This window comes from Sphingomonas sp. LR60 (assembly GCF_036855935.1).
Taxonomy (GTDB): domain Bacteria; phylum Pseudomonadota; class Alphaproteobacteria; order Sphingomonadales; family Sphingomonadaceae; genus Sphingomonas.
In genome coordinates, this window is sequence record NZ_JASPFK010000001.1 from 44,516 (window position 1) to 59,128 (window position 14,613).

The 14,613-nt window shown below is 67.7% G+C and carries 11 protein-coding genes and 1 pseudogene; 5 read left to right on the plus strand and 7 right to left on the minus strand.

All coding sequences use genetic code 11. The features are described from left to right. Positions 1–18: 18 nt before the first annotated feature. Positions 19–1,392: a glutamate--cysteine ligase gene (locus tag QP166_RS00215; protein WP_333914079.1), complete on the plus strand. Its 1,374-nt coding sequence runs from the start codon at positions 19–21 to the stop codon at positions 1,390–1,392. Positions 1,393–1,423: 31 nt separating this feature from the next. On the opposite strand, the gene QP166_RS00220 is transcribed toward QP166_RS00215, so the two are convergent. The 3 genes and pseudogenes from QP166_RS00220 to QP166_RS00230 form a co-directional block, all read right to left on the minus strand. Then, a complete protein-coding gene (locus QP166_RS00220; protein ID WP_333914080.1) occupies positions 1,424–2,413 on the minus strand; it encodes an arabinan endo-1,5-alpha-L-arabinosidase in 990 nt (329 codons plus the stop codon). A gap of 220 nt (positions 2,414–2,633) precedes the next feature. Beyond that, positions 2,634–3,686 (minus strand): annotated as a pseudogene (locus QP166_RS00225) (glycoside hydrolase family 43 protein); the annotation flags it as partial. After that, complete coding sequence (locus tag QP166_RS00230; RefSeq protein WP_333914081.1) at positions 3,686–5,257, minus strand: alpha-N-arabinofuranosidase; 1,572 nt, start codon at positions 5,255–5,257, stop codon at positions 3,686–3,688. The pseudogene QP166_RS00225 and the gene QP166_RS00230, both read right to left, overlap by 1 nt. Positions 5,258–5,415: 158 nt before the next feature. On the opposite strand from QP166_RS00230, the gene QP166_RS00235 reads away from it, so the two are divergent. Genes QP166_RS00235 through QP166_RS00250 form a run of 4 tightly spaced genes read left to right on the plus strand, consistent with a single transcriptional unit; the run spans position 5,416 to position 8,128 of the window. Next, complete coding sequence (locus tag QP166_RS00235) at positions 5,416–6,183, plus strand: FadR/GntR family transcriptional regulator (protein ID WP_333914082.1); 768 nt, start codon at positions 5,416–5,418, stop codon at positions 6,181–6,183. 58 nt (positions 6,184–6,241) lie between these two features. Next, complete coding sequence (locus QP166_RS00240) at positions 6,242–6,790, plus strand: EF-hand domain-containing protein (RefSeq protein WP_333914083.1); 549 nt, start codon at positions 6,242–6,244, stop codon at positions 6,788–6,790. Then, the gene (gene tgt, locus QP166_RS00245; protein WP_333914084.1) at positions 6,787–7,920 is read left to right on the plus strand and encodes a tRNA guanosine(34) transglycosylase Tgt; all 1,134 of its coding nucleotides are present in this window, start codon (positions 6,787–6,789) and stop codon (positions 7,918–7,920) included. The genes QP166_RS00240 and tgt overlap by 4 nt, the downstream gene beginning before the upstream one ends. Before the next feature lies 1 nt (position 7,921). Next, positions 7,922–8,128, plus strand: coding sequence for a hypothetical protein (locus tag QP166_RS00250; RefSeq protein ID WP_333914085.1), 207 nt, complete (start codon positions 7,922–7,924; stop codon positions 8,126–8,128). A gap of 513 nt (positions 8,129–8,641) precedes the next feature. On the opposite strand, the gene katG is transcribed toward QP166_RS00250, so the two are convergent. The 4 genes from katG to QP166_RS00270 form a co-directional block, all read right to left on the minus strand. After that, positions 8,642–10,861 carry a catalase/peroxidase HPI gene (gene katG, locus QP166_RS00255; protein WP_333914086.1) on the minus strand — a complete coding sequence of 740 codons (2,220 nt, stop codon included), beginning with the start codon at positions 10,859–10,861 and terminating at the stop codon, positions 8,642–8,644. A gap of 153 nt (positions 10,862–11,014) precedes the next feature. After that, positions 11,015–12,217, minus strand: a complete 1,203-nt coding sequence (locus QP166_RS00260) for a glycosyltransferase family 4 protein (protein ID WP_333914087.1) — start codon at positions 12,215–12,217, stop codon at positions 11,015–11,017. Next, positions 12,214–13,296, minus strand: a complete 1,083-nt coding sequence (locus QP166_RS00265; protein WP_333914088.1) for a glycosyltransferase family 4 protein — start codon at positions 13,294–13,296, stop codon at positions 12,214–12,216. The genes QP166_RS00260 and QP166_RS00265 overlap by 4 nt, the downstream gene beginning before the upstream one ends. Next, a complete protein-coding gene (locus QP166_RS00270; protein ID WP_333914089.1) occupies positions 13,296–14,486 on the minus strand; it encodes a glycosyltransferase family 4 protein in 1,191 nt (396 codons plus the stop codon). The genes QP166_RS00265 and QP166_RS00270 overlap by 1 nt, the downstream gene beginning before the upstream one ends. Between the last annotated feature and the right edge of the window lie 127 nt (positions 14,487–14,613).

Below are 14,613 nucleotides of genomic sequence, written 5' to 3' on the forward strand. Positions count from 1 at the left end.
GCGGCGTAAGGCGCGGCCATGACGACCAGGACGGTTTCGGAAACGCGCGCGAGCGCCATCCAATCGCGCGACGAATTGATCGCGCGCTTCGCCAGTGGCGAGAAGCCGGCGGAGCGCTGGCGGATCGGCACCGAGCACGAGAAATTCGTCTATGCCACCAGCGATCATCACGCGCCGTCCTATGACGAGGCCGGCGGTATCCGCGCGTTGCTGGGCGAGCTGGAACAGCATGGCTGGCGGCCGATCGAGGAAGGCGGCAACGTCATCGCGCTGAGCGGTGCGGACGGTTCGGTCAGCCTCGAGCCCGCCGGGCAGTTCGAACTGTCGGGCGCGCCGCTGGAGAACCTGCACCAGACCTGCGCCGAGACCGGGCGGCACCTGGCACAGGTGAAAGCGGCGGGCGAGAAGCTGGGGATCGGGTTCCTCGGGATGGGCATGTGGCCCGACAAGACGCGCGCCGAGCTGCCGATCATGCCCAAGGGCCGCTACGCCATCATGCTGCGCCACATGCCGCGCGTCGGCACGATGGGGCTGGACATGATGCTGCGCACCTGCACGATCCAGGTGAACCTGGATTATGCCAGCGAAGCCGACATGGTGAAGAAGTTCCGCGTCGGGCTGGCGCTGCAACCGCTCGCCACCGCGCTGTTCGCGAGTTCGCCGTTCACGGAAGGAAAGCCAAACGGCTTCCTTAGCTATCGCAGCCACATCTGGTCGGACACCGACCCGGCGCGGACCGGGATGCTGCCGTTCGTGTTCGAGGACGGGTTCGGGTACGAGCGGTACGCCGACTATATGCTCGATGTGCCGATGTACTTCGTCTACCGGGACGGGCGCTACATCGACGCGGCGGGCTTGAGCTTCCGTGACTTCCTGCGCGGCGAGCTTTCGGTGCTGCCCGGCGAGAAACCGACGATCACCGATTGGGACGACCATCTGTCGACCGCCTTCCCCGAGGTGCGGCTAAAGACCTTCCTCGAGATGCGCGGCGCGGATGGCGGGCCGTGGAACCGCATCTGCGCGCTGCCGGCGTTCTGGGTCGGGTTACTGTACGACGGTGCGGCGCTGGACGCGGCCTGGGATTTGGTCAAGCACTGGACGCTCGATGAGCGGCAGGCGCTGCGCGACGCGGTGCCGAAGCTGGGCCTGTCGGCGCCGATCCCCGGCGGCGGGCAGTTGCGCGACATTGCGGGCGCGGTGCTCGACATCGCGCATGGCGGGTTGAAGGCGCGCGCGCGGGTCAGCGCGGCGGGCGAGGACGAGACCGGGTTCCTGGAGCCGCTGCGCGAGATCGTGCGCGCCGGGAAGGTGCCGGCGGAGCGGTTGCTCGACCTGTACCATGGCGCATGGGGCGGGGATCTGTCGCGCGTTTACGGCGAGGCGAGTTTCTGAGCTTTTCACCCCTCCCTTGAAGGGGAGGGGCTTATTGCGCGTGCGGCCAGCCCTCGGCATCCCAAATCAGCCGCTGAATGCGGAGCGTCGGGGTGCCGTTCCGTTGCGTGTCATAGGCGTGGTAGACGATGCGGTCGCCGTCCCGGCCTTGCAGGATCGCATTGTGGCCGCGGCCGACATAACGGTTGCCGGTGCCCTGACCCGAGGCGAGTACCGGGGTGCCGCCGCCCTTGAGCATCGGCGTGCCGGCGCGATCGAGGTACGGGCCGGTCGGCGCGGTCGCGCGGCCGACGACGGTGTTGTAGCTGCTCTTCGCGCCGCGACAGCAGAAGTCGAACGAGGCGAACAGGTAATAATAACGGCCGTGGCGGATGACGAACGGCGCCTCGATCGCGCCCGGCGAGGGGCGCGCGGCGAGGCTGTGCATCGGCGTGGCCGGAAGGCGCAGCCCGGTCGACGCATCCAGTTCGATCAACTTGATCCCGCTCCAGAAGCTGCCGAACGCCAGCCACTGCCGGCCGTCGGCGTCGGTGAAGGCGGCGGGGTCGATCGCGTTGAAGTCGCCGCCGGCGCTGGACTCGACGACCGGTCCCTTGTCGACCCAATGGGCGGCGGGCGCGCCGGGATCGAGCCGACGCGCGGTGGAGATGCCGATCGCGGAGCGGTTCTTCCCGAAGGTCGATAGCGAGTAATAGAGGCGGTATTCGCCGCCGGTCTTCGAGATATCGGGCGCCCACATGCCGGCAGTGCCGGGGACGTGCTTGCCGGCCCACGCCGGGAGTGCGGGGAAGGATGCGCCGCGCAGTGTCCAATGGTGGAGATCGGTCGAGGTGCGGAGCGGGATCAGCCCGTCGCGGCTGCGCACATGGCCGGTGACGAAGAGGTAGTAGGTGCCGTTATCCGCGATGATCGCCGGATCGTGGACGGGGGTGAGGTTGCCGGTCAGCGCGGGCGGCGCGGTTGCGGCTGGGGCGGTGGCGAGCAGGAGAGCCGCGCTGGTGCTGCGGAGGAAGGTGCGCATGGTGAGGCTCCTGCCGGGGTGCAGACATGATCTGCAATACTCATACAATTAGGCGAAGCGCAGTGTGGGTGAGGGGGTCAAGCGAGCCAAATGGCTCGCGCGCTCGCGTTCGCAAGCGCCCACCCTCACCCAGCTCCGACTAAGCCTTCGCTTCGCAAAGACTAAGTCTGCGCATCCCTCTCCCCTCAAGGGGAGAGGGAAGGGATGGCTAAGCCCCGCGCGGTAGCGGGCCGTTGGCGACCGGCGGATCGAATTGCGGAACGCCCGCCGCATCGTAGCGGATCGGCTGGACGCGGGTGTGGCGGTTGGGATCGAACAGCGGGTCGCCGACGATCTTCTCGTAATCGCGCGCATGGAAGACCAGCATGTCGCGCCCGCGCTCATCGACGGTGAAGCTGTTGTGGCCGGGGCCGAAGATCTTGTGCTCGCGCGAGGTCTTCATCACCGGCTGTGGCGATTTGGTCCACACCGCGGGGTCCATGATGTCGGCATCGTCGCGTGCGGTGAGCATCCCCAGACAGTAACGCGCGTCGGTGGCGCTCGCCGAATAGGTCATGAACAAGCGACCGTTGCGCGCCAGCAGCGCGGGGGCCTCGGCGACCTTATAGCCCTGAATCTCCCACGGCAGCTCGGGGATCGTCAGCCGCGCGGGCTTTGCCGCGAAGGTCAGCGGCGTTGCGAGCGGGGCGAGATAGAGGTTGGAATTGGTGTCTATCCCCTCCTCGCGCTGCGCCCATGCCAGATAGCGCTGGCCGCGATGGACGAAGCTGGTCGAATCGAGGTTGAAGCTGTCCCACGGCGTTTGGAGCTGCCCGAGCACCGTCCACTTGCCGGTCATCGGGTCGGCGCCGTCGCAGACCACCGCATGGGTGCGGATGCGGAACACGTCCGCGCCGCCGCCGCTGGGGCCGGCGGCGAAATACATGATCCACTTGCCCCCAATCAGGTGCAGCTCGGGCGCCCAGAGGAAGCCGGAGAGCGGGCCGGTCTTTTCGTGCCGCCACAGCACCTTTTCGGTCGCGGTCGTCAGGCCCGCGATCGTCTTCGAGCGGCGCAGCACCAGCCGGTCGTATTCGGGCACCGAGCCGGTCATGTAATACCAGCTGTCGGTGTGGCGGAACACCTGCGCGTCGGCGCGCTGCCGGACCAGCGGGTTGACGATGGTGCCGGCGCCCACGCCGACGCGGGTGCGGGCCAGCGCGGGGGCGGCGGCAAGCGCCGCGCCCCCGGCCACGAACAGGCGGCGTGACAGCCGCGCCTGATCGTTGTTCATCAGTTCAGGTCCAGCATCACCACCGACTTGGCCGGCAGCGTGACGGTGAGCTGTCCGCCGGTCAGTTGCGCGCCGTTGAAGGCGACCGGAACGACGGTGTTGGGCTGTTCGAAGGTGTTGAGCGAATTCACCTTCGGCCCGGTCAGGATCATGCCGCCGACGCGCGACGCATTGATCCCGGTCAGCGTGGTGGTGACGGTGATCGTGCGGTTCGGATCGGCGTTGGCGAGCGCGACGTGCGCCACGCCGGCCTTGTCGCGGACCGCCGAGGCGCTGACCGCCGGGATCGTCCACTGGTCCTTGTTGTACCACGGCGACTTGATGTCGATCGGCAGCACCGTGCCGTCCATGTACGGCTTGTACATCTTGAAGACGTGATAGGTCGGCGTCAGCACCATCTTGTTGCCGTCGGTCAGGATCATTGCCTGGAGGACGTTCACCATCTGCGCGATCGCGGTCATCTTCACGCGGTCGGCATGCTTGGCGAAGATGTTGAGGTTGATCGCGGCGACCAATGCGTCACGAAGCGAGTTCTGCTGGCGCAGGAAGCCCGGATGCGTGCCCGGATCCTGATCGTACCAGGTGCCCCATTCGTCGACCGCCAGATACACTTTCTTCTGCGGATCGTATTTGTCCATGATCGCGCTGTGCTTGGTGACCAGCTCTTCCATCTTCCACGTCTTGGCGAGCGTTTCCGCCCAGCCGAGTTCGTCGAAGTCGATCGCGGAGCCCTTCTTCTCCCAGACGCCGGGCACGGTGTAATAATGGAGCGAGAGCCCGTTGAGCATCCCGCCCGTCTCGCGCATCATCACCTCGGTCCAGTTATAGTCGTCGCCGTTCGCGCCCGAGGCGATCCTGTCGATCTTGGTGCCGGCCGGCGCCTTGATGAAGGTGGCGTAGCGACGCGTGACGTCGGCGGCATATTCCGGCTTCATGTTGCCGCCGCAGCCCCACAATTCGTTACCGATGCCGAAATAGGGCAGCTTCCACGGTTGCTTGCGGCCGTTCTCCGCCCGCTCGTCCGCGAGCGAGCCGGCGGGCGAGGTGATGTATTCGACCCACTCGGCCATTTCCTGCGGCGTGCCGTTGCCGACGTTGCCCGAGATATAGGCGTCGGCGCCGATCTGCTCGGTCACGTCCATGAATTCGTGCGTGCCGACGGTGTTGGGCTCGGTGACGCCGCCCCAATGGGTGTTGATCTTGACCGGGCGCTTGTTCTTCGGCCCGATCCCTTCGCGCCAGTGATATTCGTCGGCGAAGCAGCCGCCCGGCCAGCGGATGACGGGCGTGCCGAGATCGCGCAGCGCACCGACCACATCGTTGCGGAAGCCGCGCGTGTTCGGGATCTTGCGATCGTTGCCGACCCACAGGCCGCCGTAGATGCCGTTGCCGAGATGTTCGGCGAACTGGGTGAAGATCCGCTTGTCGTAGACCGGGCCCGGCGCGTCGCCGCGCACCGCGAGCGTCGCCGACTCCGCCGTGACCGCGGGAGCGTCCTGCGCGGTGGCCGGGGCGAGCGAAGCGCAGCCGATGGCCAGCGCTCCGGCATAAGCGAACAAACGTGCCTTCATCCTATCCTCCCGAAAGAAGCGAGACGGGGGCATTGCCCGCCCCGCTGTTTTTCCTCATTACTCGGACATTAGGTTTGGGTATCGAGCATTGCAACGACCATTTGCCGGGCGGCGCGCGCTTGCCACGGTGCAATAAAGCAGGTCACAAAGGAGCGGTGATGGCGGATCGGGAGAGCGGCGTGCCGCAGGAGGAGGGCGATGCCAAGGAGGCAGCGCGCGCATCGGTGCGGGGCACCGGACGGCGGCTGCACGGCGCGATCGCGCACAAACTGGGCACCGCGATCGTCTCGGGCGAGTATCAGCCGGGCGATACCTTGTCGGGCGAGGTCGCGTTCTCCGAGGCGCTCGACGTGTCGCGCAGCGCCTATCGCGAGGCGATGCAGGTGCTTGCGGCCAAGGGGCTGGTCGAGAGCCGACCCAAGGCGGGGACGCGCGTGCTGCCGCGCGAGCGCTGGAACCTGCTCGACCCCGACGTGCTCGCCTGGGCGTTCGCTGGGGCACCCGACGTGCAATTCGTCCGCGCCTTGTTCGAGCTGCGCGCGATCGTCGAGCCCGCGGCGGCGGGGCTGGCGGCGCAGCGGCGCGACCGCAACGACCTGAAGGCGATGAAGGACGCGTTGGCGGCGATGCGGCGGCATACGCTCGCGACCGAGGCGGGGCGTGCGGCCGACAAGGACTTCCACAATGCGGTGCTGCGCGCGACGCGCAACGACGCGCTGATGGTGCTGAGCGCGAGCATCGGTGCGGCGATCCACTGGACGACGCAGTTCAAGCAACGTGCGCGGGCGCTGCCGCGCAACCCGATCCCCGACCATGTCCGCGTGCACGACATGATCGCGGCCGGGGATGTGACCGGCGCGACCGCGGCGATGCGGACCCTGGTCGACCTCGCGCTGGAGGATACCAAGTCCGCGATGGAGGGCTGACCGCCGGGTCGGCCCAACGGCGCTGGCGATCCGCGCGGACTTCTGCCACGGAGCGGGGATGATTCCGTTTGCGTTGCTCCTGCTCGCCGCGGCCCCGGTACAAGATACGCCGCAGCAAGGCGACATCACCGTCCGCGCGCCACTGCCCGCCACCCCGCAGACCCCGGCGACGATGGTGGTCGAGCCGGTGGCGATGATGATCGCCGCCTGCGACCGCGACGGCGATGCCAAGGTCGAGCGCTACGAGCTGGAGGAATGCGTCACCGCCTCGCTGGCGGCGTTCGATCCGAACAAGACCGGCAAGCTGCGCTATATCGCGTTCGGGGACTGGGCGTTGCGCTACCTGGGCGACCGCGCCGCGTTGCCGAGCCCGTATGAGGTCGACCGCGACAATGACGGCGAGGTGACGCTGGCCGAATTGCAGGACCATTTCTCGCGGCTGTTCGCGCGCTACGATCAGGACGGCGATCATGCGATCAGCCGGGCCGAGCTGCTGACCTATCGCACGATGCCGGTCGACGCGCGCGGGCCGACCGCGGGGCGGCGGCCCGAGAAGAAGGACGACGCCCCCGACGCCGACAAGAAGCGGCGCGGAGGACGGCGATGACGCGCTTCGCCTTCGCGGTCGCCGCGACCGATGGCGCGGCGCGCACCGGCACGATCACGATGCAGCGCGGCGTGATCCGCACACCGGCGTTCATGCCGGTCGGCACCGCCGCGACCGTCAAGGCGATGAAGCCCGCCGACGTCGAGCGCGCGGGCGCGGACATCATCCTGGGCAATACCTATCACCTGATGCTGCGTCCCGGCGCGGAGCGGGTCGCGCGGCTGGGCGGGCTGCATCGCTTCATGGGCTGGAACAAACCGATCTTGACCGACTCGGGTGGGTATCAGGTGATGAGCCTGTCGGCGCTGACCAAACGGTCCGAGGAAGGCGTGGCGTTCGCGTCGCACCTCGACGGGACGCGGCACATGATCAGCCCGGAGCGCTCGATCGAGATCCAGCGCCTGTTGGGCAGCAACATCGTGATGGCGTTCGACGAACTGGTGCCGACCACCTCGACGCGCGAGGTACAGGCGGCGGCGATGGAACGCTCGATGCGCTGGGCGAAGCGCAGCCGCGACGCCTTCGACAGCGGCGGCGACCATGCCGCGAACAACGCGATCTTCGGTATCCAGCAGGGTGCGCTCGACGAAGGATTGCGCAAGGCGAGCGCCGACGCGCTGATCGACATAGCGTTCGACGGCTATGCGATCGGCGGGCTGGCGGTGGGCGAGGGGCAGGAGGCGATGTTCGGCTGCCTCGACTTCGCTACCGGACAATTGCCGGCCGAACGCCCGCGTTACCTGATGGGGGTCGGCAAGCCGACCGATATCGTCGGCGCGGTCGAGCGCGGGGTCGATATGTTCGACTGCGTGATGCCGACACGGTCCGGGCGGACCGGTCAGGCGTTCACGCGGACCGGGCCGATCAACATCCGCAACGCGCGGTTCGCCGAGGATCAGGGGCCGCTCGACGCGGAATGCGCGTGCGCGGTGTGCACGACGTGGACGCGCGCCTATGTCCACCATCTGGTGCGGGCGGGCGAGATGCTGGGCGCGATGTTGATGACCGAACACAACATCGCCTTTTACGAAGCATTGATGGCCGATCTGCGCGCCGCGATCGTTGACGGACGATTGGCGGCGTTCGCCAATGACTTCCGTGCGCGCTATGACGCGCCAAAAGGAGAGTGACGTGAGCGACGAGCAACCCAACGAAATCCTGGAAGCCGCCGCGGCCGCCAAGGCGCATCAGGAAGCCGGCGCGTCGAGTGCCGCCGCGCACCAGCGCAAGGGGCGTTGGCAGCCGGGGAAGACGTGGCTGGGCGTCGGGATCGGTTCGGCGGCGGTGGCCGCGGCGGTGCTGTTCGCGAACTCGCGTAAGGATGAGGGGAAGAAGTAACGTTGCTGGCGCGGGGGAGAGGTTGGGGCACGCCCCTTCGACCGGCTCAGGGCGAACGGTGGTGAGGGTCGATCCTCGCGCCACAAGCCCCACCTAGGCTAAAGCCGGGGCCGCTTTGAGGGACGCTGGTGACGTGCGTCTCGCTTCGTTTCTTCGACCTTCCCAACTGGGCCCCGGCCTTCGCCGGGGTGACGACTGAGAATTTATCGTTGCGCTCAGCGGCCTTCGCCGGGGTGGGCGATAGAAGACGTCATTGCGAGCGCAGCGAAGCAATCCAGGGCGTCCTGATCCGGCCCTGGATTGCTTCGCTGCGCTCGCAATGACGATTTAGAATGCGCCGTGCTCGGCGAGTTCGGCCGCCGGCGTGGGGGGCACGCCGGCGGCCCCGACTGTCGCAGCCACGGGGCGACCCGAAGGGCTGTTCGGCCGGTACAAGGAGGAAGGGACCGAGACGCAGCCAAACGGCCACATTCCGGTCCCTCCCAATTCTTCAATGGCTTGCTAGCCGATCAATCAGTGCGTGACCAGATCAAAACGGTCCGCATCCATCACCTTGGTCCACGCCTTGACGAAGTCGGCGACGAACTTGTCCTTCGCATCGTCGCAGGCATAGATCTCTGACAGTGCGCGCAGTTGCGAGTTGGAGCCGAACACCAGATCGGTGCGCGACGCGGTCCACTTCTGCTCGTGCGTGGTGCGATCGGTGCCGACGAATTCCTCGTCGCTTTCGTCGCTGACCTGCTTCCATGCGGTGTTCATGTCGAGCAGGTTCACGAAGAAGTCGTTGGTCAACTGACCGACGCGCTTGGTGAACACGCCGTGCTCGCTGCCCTGCGCGTTCGCACCGAGCACGCGCAGCCCGCCGACCAGCACCGCCATTTCCGGCGCGGTGAGGCCGAGCAACTGCGCACGATCGACCAGCAGCTCCTCGGTGGGCACGTTGAACTTGACCTGGAGATAGTTGCGGAAGCCGTCCGCCTTGGGCTCGAGCACGTCGAAGCTCTCGGCGTCGGTCTGCTCCTCGAGCGCATCGGCACGGCCCGGCGTGAACGGCACGGTCACGTCATGCCCGGCGTCCTTCGCCGCCTTCTCGACCGCGGCGGTGCCGCCGAGCACGATCAGGTCGGCGATCGACACCTGCTTGCCGCCGGTCGCCGCGCCGTCGAAGTCGGCCTTCACCTGTTCGATCACGCCGAGCACGCGCGCGAGGTTCTGGGGATCGTTGACCTCCCAGTCGCGCTGCGGCGCGAAGCGGATGCGCGCGCCGTTCGCACCGCCGCGCTTGTCCGATCCGCGATAGGTCGAGGCCGAGGCCCAGGCCGTCTTGACCAGATCCTGCACCGATAACCGATCGAGCAGCGTGGCCTTGAGCGACGCGACGTCGGCAGCGTCGATCAGCGGGTGATCGACGGCCGGGATCGGGTCCTGCCAGATCAGGTCTTCCTGCGGCACCTCGCTGCCGAGGTAACGGAGCTTCGGCCCCATGTCGCGGTGGGTCAGCTTGAACCACGCGCGCGCCCACGCGTCCGCGAAATAAGCGGGGTCGGCGCGGAATTTCTCCATGACCGCGCGGTACTTCGGATCGACCTTCAGCGCCATGTCGGCAGAGGTCATCATCGTCGGCACCTTCTTGCCCGGCGTGTGCGCGGCGGGGGCGAGCGTGTCCTCGGGATTGCCGACCGGCTGGAACTGGTGCGCGCCGGCCGGGCTCTTCGTCAGCTCGTACTCATGATCGAGCAGCATGTCGAAGTAGGTCATGTCCCAAGTCGTCGGCGTCGGCGTCCACGCACCCTCGATCCCCGAGGTGATCGTGTGATCGCCCATGCCGCTTTCATGGGTCGACGCCCAGCCGAGCCCCTGCGACGCGATGTCCGCACCCTCCGGCTCCCGGCCGACCAGCTTGGGGTCACCCGCGCCGTGCGCCTTGCCGAAGGTGTGACCACCGGCGGTGAGCGCGGCGGTTTCCTCGTCGTTCATGCCCATGCGCGCGAACGTCTCGCGCATGTCGCGCGCCGAGCCCATCGGGTTCGGGCAGCCGCCCGGGCCTTCCGGGTTCACGTAGATCAGGCCGTGCTGGATCGCGGCGAGCGGGCTTTCGAGCGCCAGGCCGGCTTCTTCGTCGATACGGGTCTGGCCGAGCCATTCCTCCTCGGTGCCCCAATAGACGTCCTTCTCGGGCTCGAACACGTCCTTACGTCCGCCACCGAAGCCGAAGGTCGGGCCGCCCATCGACTCGATCGCGACGTTGCCGGCGAGGATGAACAGATCGGCCCAGCTCAGCGCGCGGCCGTACTTCTGCTTGATCGGCCAGAGCAAGCGACGCGCCTTGTCGAGATTGCCGTTGTCCGGCCACGAATTAAGCGGGGCGAAGCGCTGCTGCCCCGCCGACGAGCCGCCGCGGCCGTCGCCGGTGCGGTAGGTGCCCGCCGAGTGCCACGCCATGCGGATGAAGAACGGACCGTAATGCCCGTAATCGGCCGGCCACCAAGGCTGGCTGTCGGTCATCAGCGCGGTCAGGTCGGCCTTCACCGCCTTCAGGTCGAGCTTCAGGAATTCTGCAGCATAGTCGAAGTCGTCGCCGAACGGATTGCCGCTCTTGCCCTGCTGGTGAAGGATGTCGATCGAGAGCGATTCCGGCCACCAATCCCTCGCCGTATGCCCGAGCAGCTTGCGCATTGCGGCAGGCTGCTTCTTGGGATCGTTGATCGAGCTACCTTCGGTGATGGCGTCCATGTCTCGTCTCCTCTCGCGACCGCTGTACGGGTCTGCCGCTGCCCGAACGCACGGGCGCGCATCACCATTCCGGCAATCTGTGACAACGTTACTAGAGGAGCGAGGTTGATCGGGAAAATGCGAAAACCTTGATGGTATGATCGAGTTTGTCGATCAGGGGCGGGCCGCGGCGATCGCGTCGGCGTAAGCGGCGCGATATTCGGTGACGATCCGGTCCTCCCCGAAACGGCCGAGCGCGTTCGGGTCGCTGAGCCCGCCCGCGCGCCATCTTGCGGCGTCGGCGAGCGCGGTTTCCATCGCCGTGGCGAGGGCGTCGATATCGGTCGGCTGGTAGGTGATCGCATGGGCGGCGAGGTCGGCAATCTCGGGGATGCCGCCCGCCTCGGCACAGATCGCCGACAGGCCGTAGGACAGCGCCTCGATCAGCGTGCGCGGCAGTGGCTCGGGCCAGACCGAGGCGATCAGCACGGTGTCGATCGCACGGTAGAAGTCGCCGGCCGGCAAGAAGCCGAGCCATTCGATGCGGGGATCGGGATAGCGCGCCTTCAATGCGGCGACATAATCGGGAGCGCCGACCCCGGCGATGCGCAGCCGCCAGCCGTCGCGCCAGACGCGGGTGGCCGCTTCCAGCACCACATCGATGCCTTTCTCGGCCTCGATGCGGCCGATGAAGCCGAACACGAACGGCGCGTCCGGCGGTCTCGGGTCGCGCGGCTGCTCGTCGAGCGGGACGATGTTGAAGATGCGCCGCGCGGGAACGTCGGGGAAATAGCCTTCGGCGTGATGTCGGCGGATGACGTAATCGCTGTTCGACACCAGCTGATCGACCGTGGCGGACAACAGTTTGGCGGGCGCGGTGAGCAGGCGGCATTCGCGGCAGCGCGTCGTGCAGGTCGCGCCGTTCCTGAACAAGGCCGAGCGCGTGCACATCGCGCCGTAATCGCGCAGCGTCTGGACGAGCGGCAGCTTCCGCCGCTTGATCGCGCGCCAGATCGCGGGGCCGAAGCCGGTGATGACGTTGCAATGGACGACGTCGGGGCGGACCGCGTCGAGCAGCGTGCCGAGACGGTGCGCGGCGGCGCGGTTCCAGCGGTTGCGGGCGTGCCAGTGCAGGCGCTTCAGCTTCGGCCGCGCGGGTGCGTCCGGGTCGTAGGGCCAGTAGATGTTGTCGATCGGCAGGCGATGGACGGTGACGCCGTTCCGCATCTCGATGATCGGAGCGGCGATGTCGTCGAGCGTTGCGACCGTCACCTCGTCGCCGGCGCGGACCAGCGCCTCGGCGAGCAGCGCCACCGACTTTTCCGCGCCGCCGATCCGGTGCGGCGGGTAGAGGGTGTTGACGATCAGGACCTTCATCGCGCCGCCGCCGTCACACAGGCATCGGCGAGGATCTGCGCCGACCCGCGCCATGAAAAGAGGGCGACGCGGCGCCTGCCCTTGGCGACCCGGTTGCGGCGGAGCGCGCCGTCGTGGTCGTCGAGAAACCGCTGCATCAGTCGCGCGAGCGTGGCGTCGTCGTGCCAGTCGAAATAATCGGCGGCGTCGCCGCAGACTTCCACGACGGCCCGAGCGGTGCTGGCAAGGACCGGGCAGCCGTTGGCGAATGCCTCGAGCGGGGGGATGCCGAAGCCTTCGTAGATGCTGGGGAAGATCAGTGCGTGCGCGGCTTGCATCAGCGCGGCGACCTCGGCGTCGTCGAGCCGGCCGGGGAGTAGAAGGTCCGGTCCCGGGTCGGGCAGCCCCGCCGAGCCGAACACCGCTGGGTCGATCCGCCCGACCGCGACCAGCTTCGCACGGCCGGGCCCTAGCCGCGCAAGCGCCCGGAGCGCGACCGCGAGGTTCTTGTTGCGGGTGAGATTGCCGAGCGTGAGGAAATAGCCGCCCTTGGTCAGCCCGAGCCGTGCGACCACGCCGGTGTCGGGGGCGATCGAAAGATGCTCGGCGCCATTGGGGGCGACGACGATATCGGTCGCGGCGACCGGCAGCACGTCGGCGAGTTCGCGGCGCGAGAAGTCGGAGACGGTCGCCACCATTGCGCGGCGTGCCAGCAGCCGGTCGAGCCCGCGATGCGCGAGGACGTAGGGCGTGCTGAAATGTTCGGGATGACGCTGGACCGCCGCGTCGTGGATCACCACGACCTGTCGGCGCAGCGCGACCGGACCGGTCATCGCGAGGCACAGCGCGACGCCGGCGCTGGCGGCGCGGGCGTAATCGACCTGGTCCCAATAGTGACCCGCGCGCGTGCCGATCGTGCGCGTCTCGATATGCCGCAGCGGCAATTTGCGTGCGCCGGGTGGCGCGAGCAGAACGTAGCGGGCGGGGAGCGCACCCTCGCCGGCCAGCGCGTCGAGGGCGGTGACGATCTCCTGCGCGTACCGCTGCACCCCGCTGACCGGCTGGGTGAGGAAGCGACCGTTGATGAAGACCGGCGGCATCAGCGCGCGTCGCGCAATCGCCGGTATAGCATCTCGGTCTGGTAGATCATCCGCATCCCGTTCATTTCGCGGCTGCGCCCCGCGGTGGCCGCGGCCATGGCGGCGCGCGCCTTGCGGTCGGTGCCGATCAGGATCGCGGCTTCGGCCAGGCGATCGATCACCGTGGCATCGTTGGGCACGATCAGGCCGCAGCGGCTGCCGCCGATCACGTCGCGCGCGCCCGCGACGTCGGTCGTGACGATCGGCACATACGCGGCGAGGCTTTCGAGCAGCACGTAGGACAGCCCCTCGTAGCGGCTGGTCATCATCACCGCGTCGAAGGCGGGCATCAGCTCCTGCGCCTTGGCGGTACGCCTCCAGATGAAGCGGTCCGCGAAGCCGGAGGCGGCGAGGTCGCGCGCGACCGCGTCTGCGTGTTCGCCGTCGCCGACGAGCACCGCGCGCAAGTCGGGCACCTGCGGCATCGCGCGGCGCATCGCCGCGACGAAGCGTTCGGGCGCCTTTTGGTAGGAGAGCCGGCCGACGAAGCCGATCACCGGCGCGTCGTCGGGCAGGCCGAGCGCCGCACGGGCCTGTGCGCGCGCCACGGCGGGAATGTCGATGACGCCGTTGCGGATCAGGTGGCAGCGGCCCGTGGCGATCCGAAGCTTGCGCGCGAACGCCAGCTCCCCGCTCGACACCGCGATCAGCGCGTCGGTGCGCGCCGCACCCAGCACGATTTCCGCGCCGTTGAACGCCAGCCGTGCGGGGAGCGACGCGCTGCGGTCGAGACCGCGGAAGGCATGTGGCGTGTAGACGCGCTTCGCCGGGCCGACATCGGCGAGGCGGACCAGCGCGCCGGCCTTCGAACTGTGGCCGTGGACGATGTCGAACGGACCCGCGCGACGCAGCGTGGCCGCGAGCGCGCGGGCGGCGGCCACATCGTGCAGTCCGGGTGCGCGACGCATCGCCAGTGGCTCGCTGGTGATCGGCAGCGCCGCGATCTCGGCAAGATGCCGCGGTTCGGCGCGACGGGGCGAGTAAATCAGGTGAACGTCGTGCCCGCGCATGTGCAGTGTTTTTGCCAAATCAAGCACATGCCGCCCCGCGCCACCGCCTACTGCCTCGATAACGAGGCAAATCCTTAAGTCAGAATGGATTGATAGTGAGTCTTCGTAATCGGCAAGCCTAACAAAAGGCGAATCAAGCACGGCTTCTCACTTTTCAGAGCAAGTAGTTGAACACGACGCTATTTCTTTGAGAACTATTATCAAGCCGATAGATGTTGGTGATAAATGGTGTGTGCTTTCTAGGCACAGGAGGTCATTGTACGCAAGC

Bases quoted from the DNA above. Each gene is read 5' to 3' on its own strand.
- QP166_RS00215 (WP_333914079.1), top strand. From the start codon at position 19: ATGACGACCAGGACGGTTTCGGAAACGCGCGCGAGCGCCATCCAATCG.
- QP166_RS00220 (WP_333914080.1), bottom strand. From the start codon at position 2,413: ATGCGCACCTTCCTCCGCAGCACCAGCGCGGCTCTCCTGCTCGCCACC.
- QP166_RS00230 (WP_333914081.1), bottom strand. From the start codon at position 5,257: ATGAAGGCACGTTTGTTCGCTTATGCCGGAGCGCTGGCCATCGGCTGC.
- QP166_RS00235 (WP_333914082.1), top strand. From the start codon at position 5,416: ATGGCGGATCGGGAGAGCGGCGTGCCGCAGGAGGAGGGCGATGCCAAG.
- QP166_RS00240 (WP_333914083.1), top strand. From the start codon at position 6,242: ATGATTCCGTTTGCGTTGCTCCTGCTCGCCGCGGCCCCGGTACAAGAT.
- tgt (WP_333914084.1), top strand. From the start codon at position 6,787: ATGACGCGCTTCGCCTTCGCGGTCGCCGCGACCGATGGCGCGGCGCGC.
- katG (WP_333914086.1), bottom strand. From the start codon at position 10,861: ATGGACGCCATCACCGAAGGTAGCTCGATCAACGATCCCAAGAAGCAG.
- QP166_RS00260 (WP_333914087.1), bottom strand. From the start codon at position 12,217: ATGAAGGTCCTGATCGTCAACACCCTCTACCCGCCGCACCGGATCGGC.
- QP166_RS00265 (WP_333914088.1), bottom strand. From the start codon at position 13,296: ATGCCGCCGGTCTTCATCAACGGTCGCTTCCTCACCCAGCCGGTCAGC.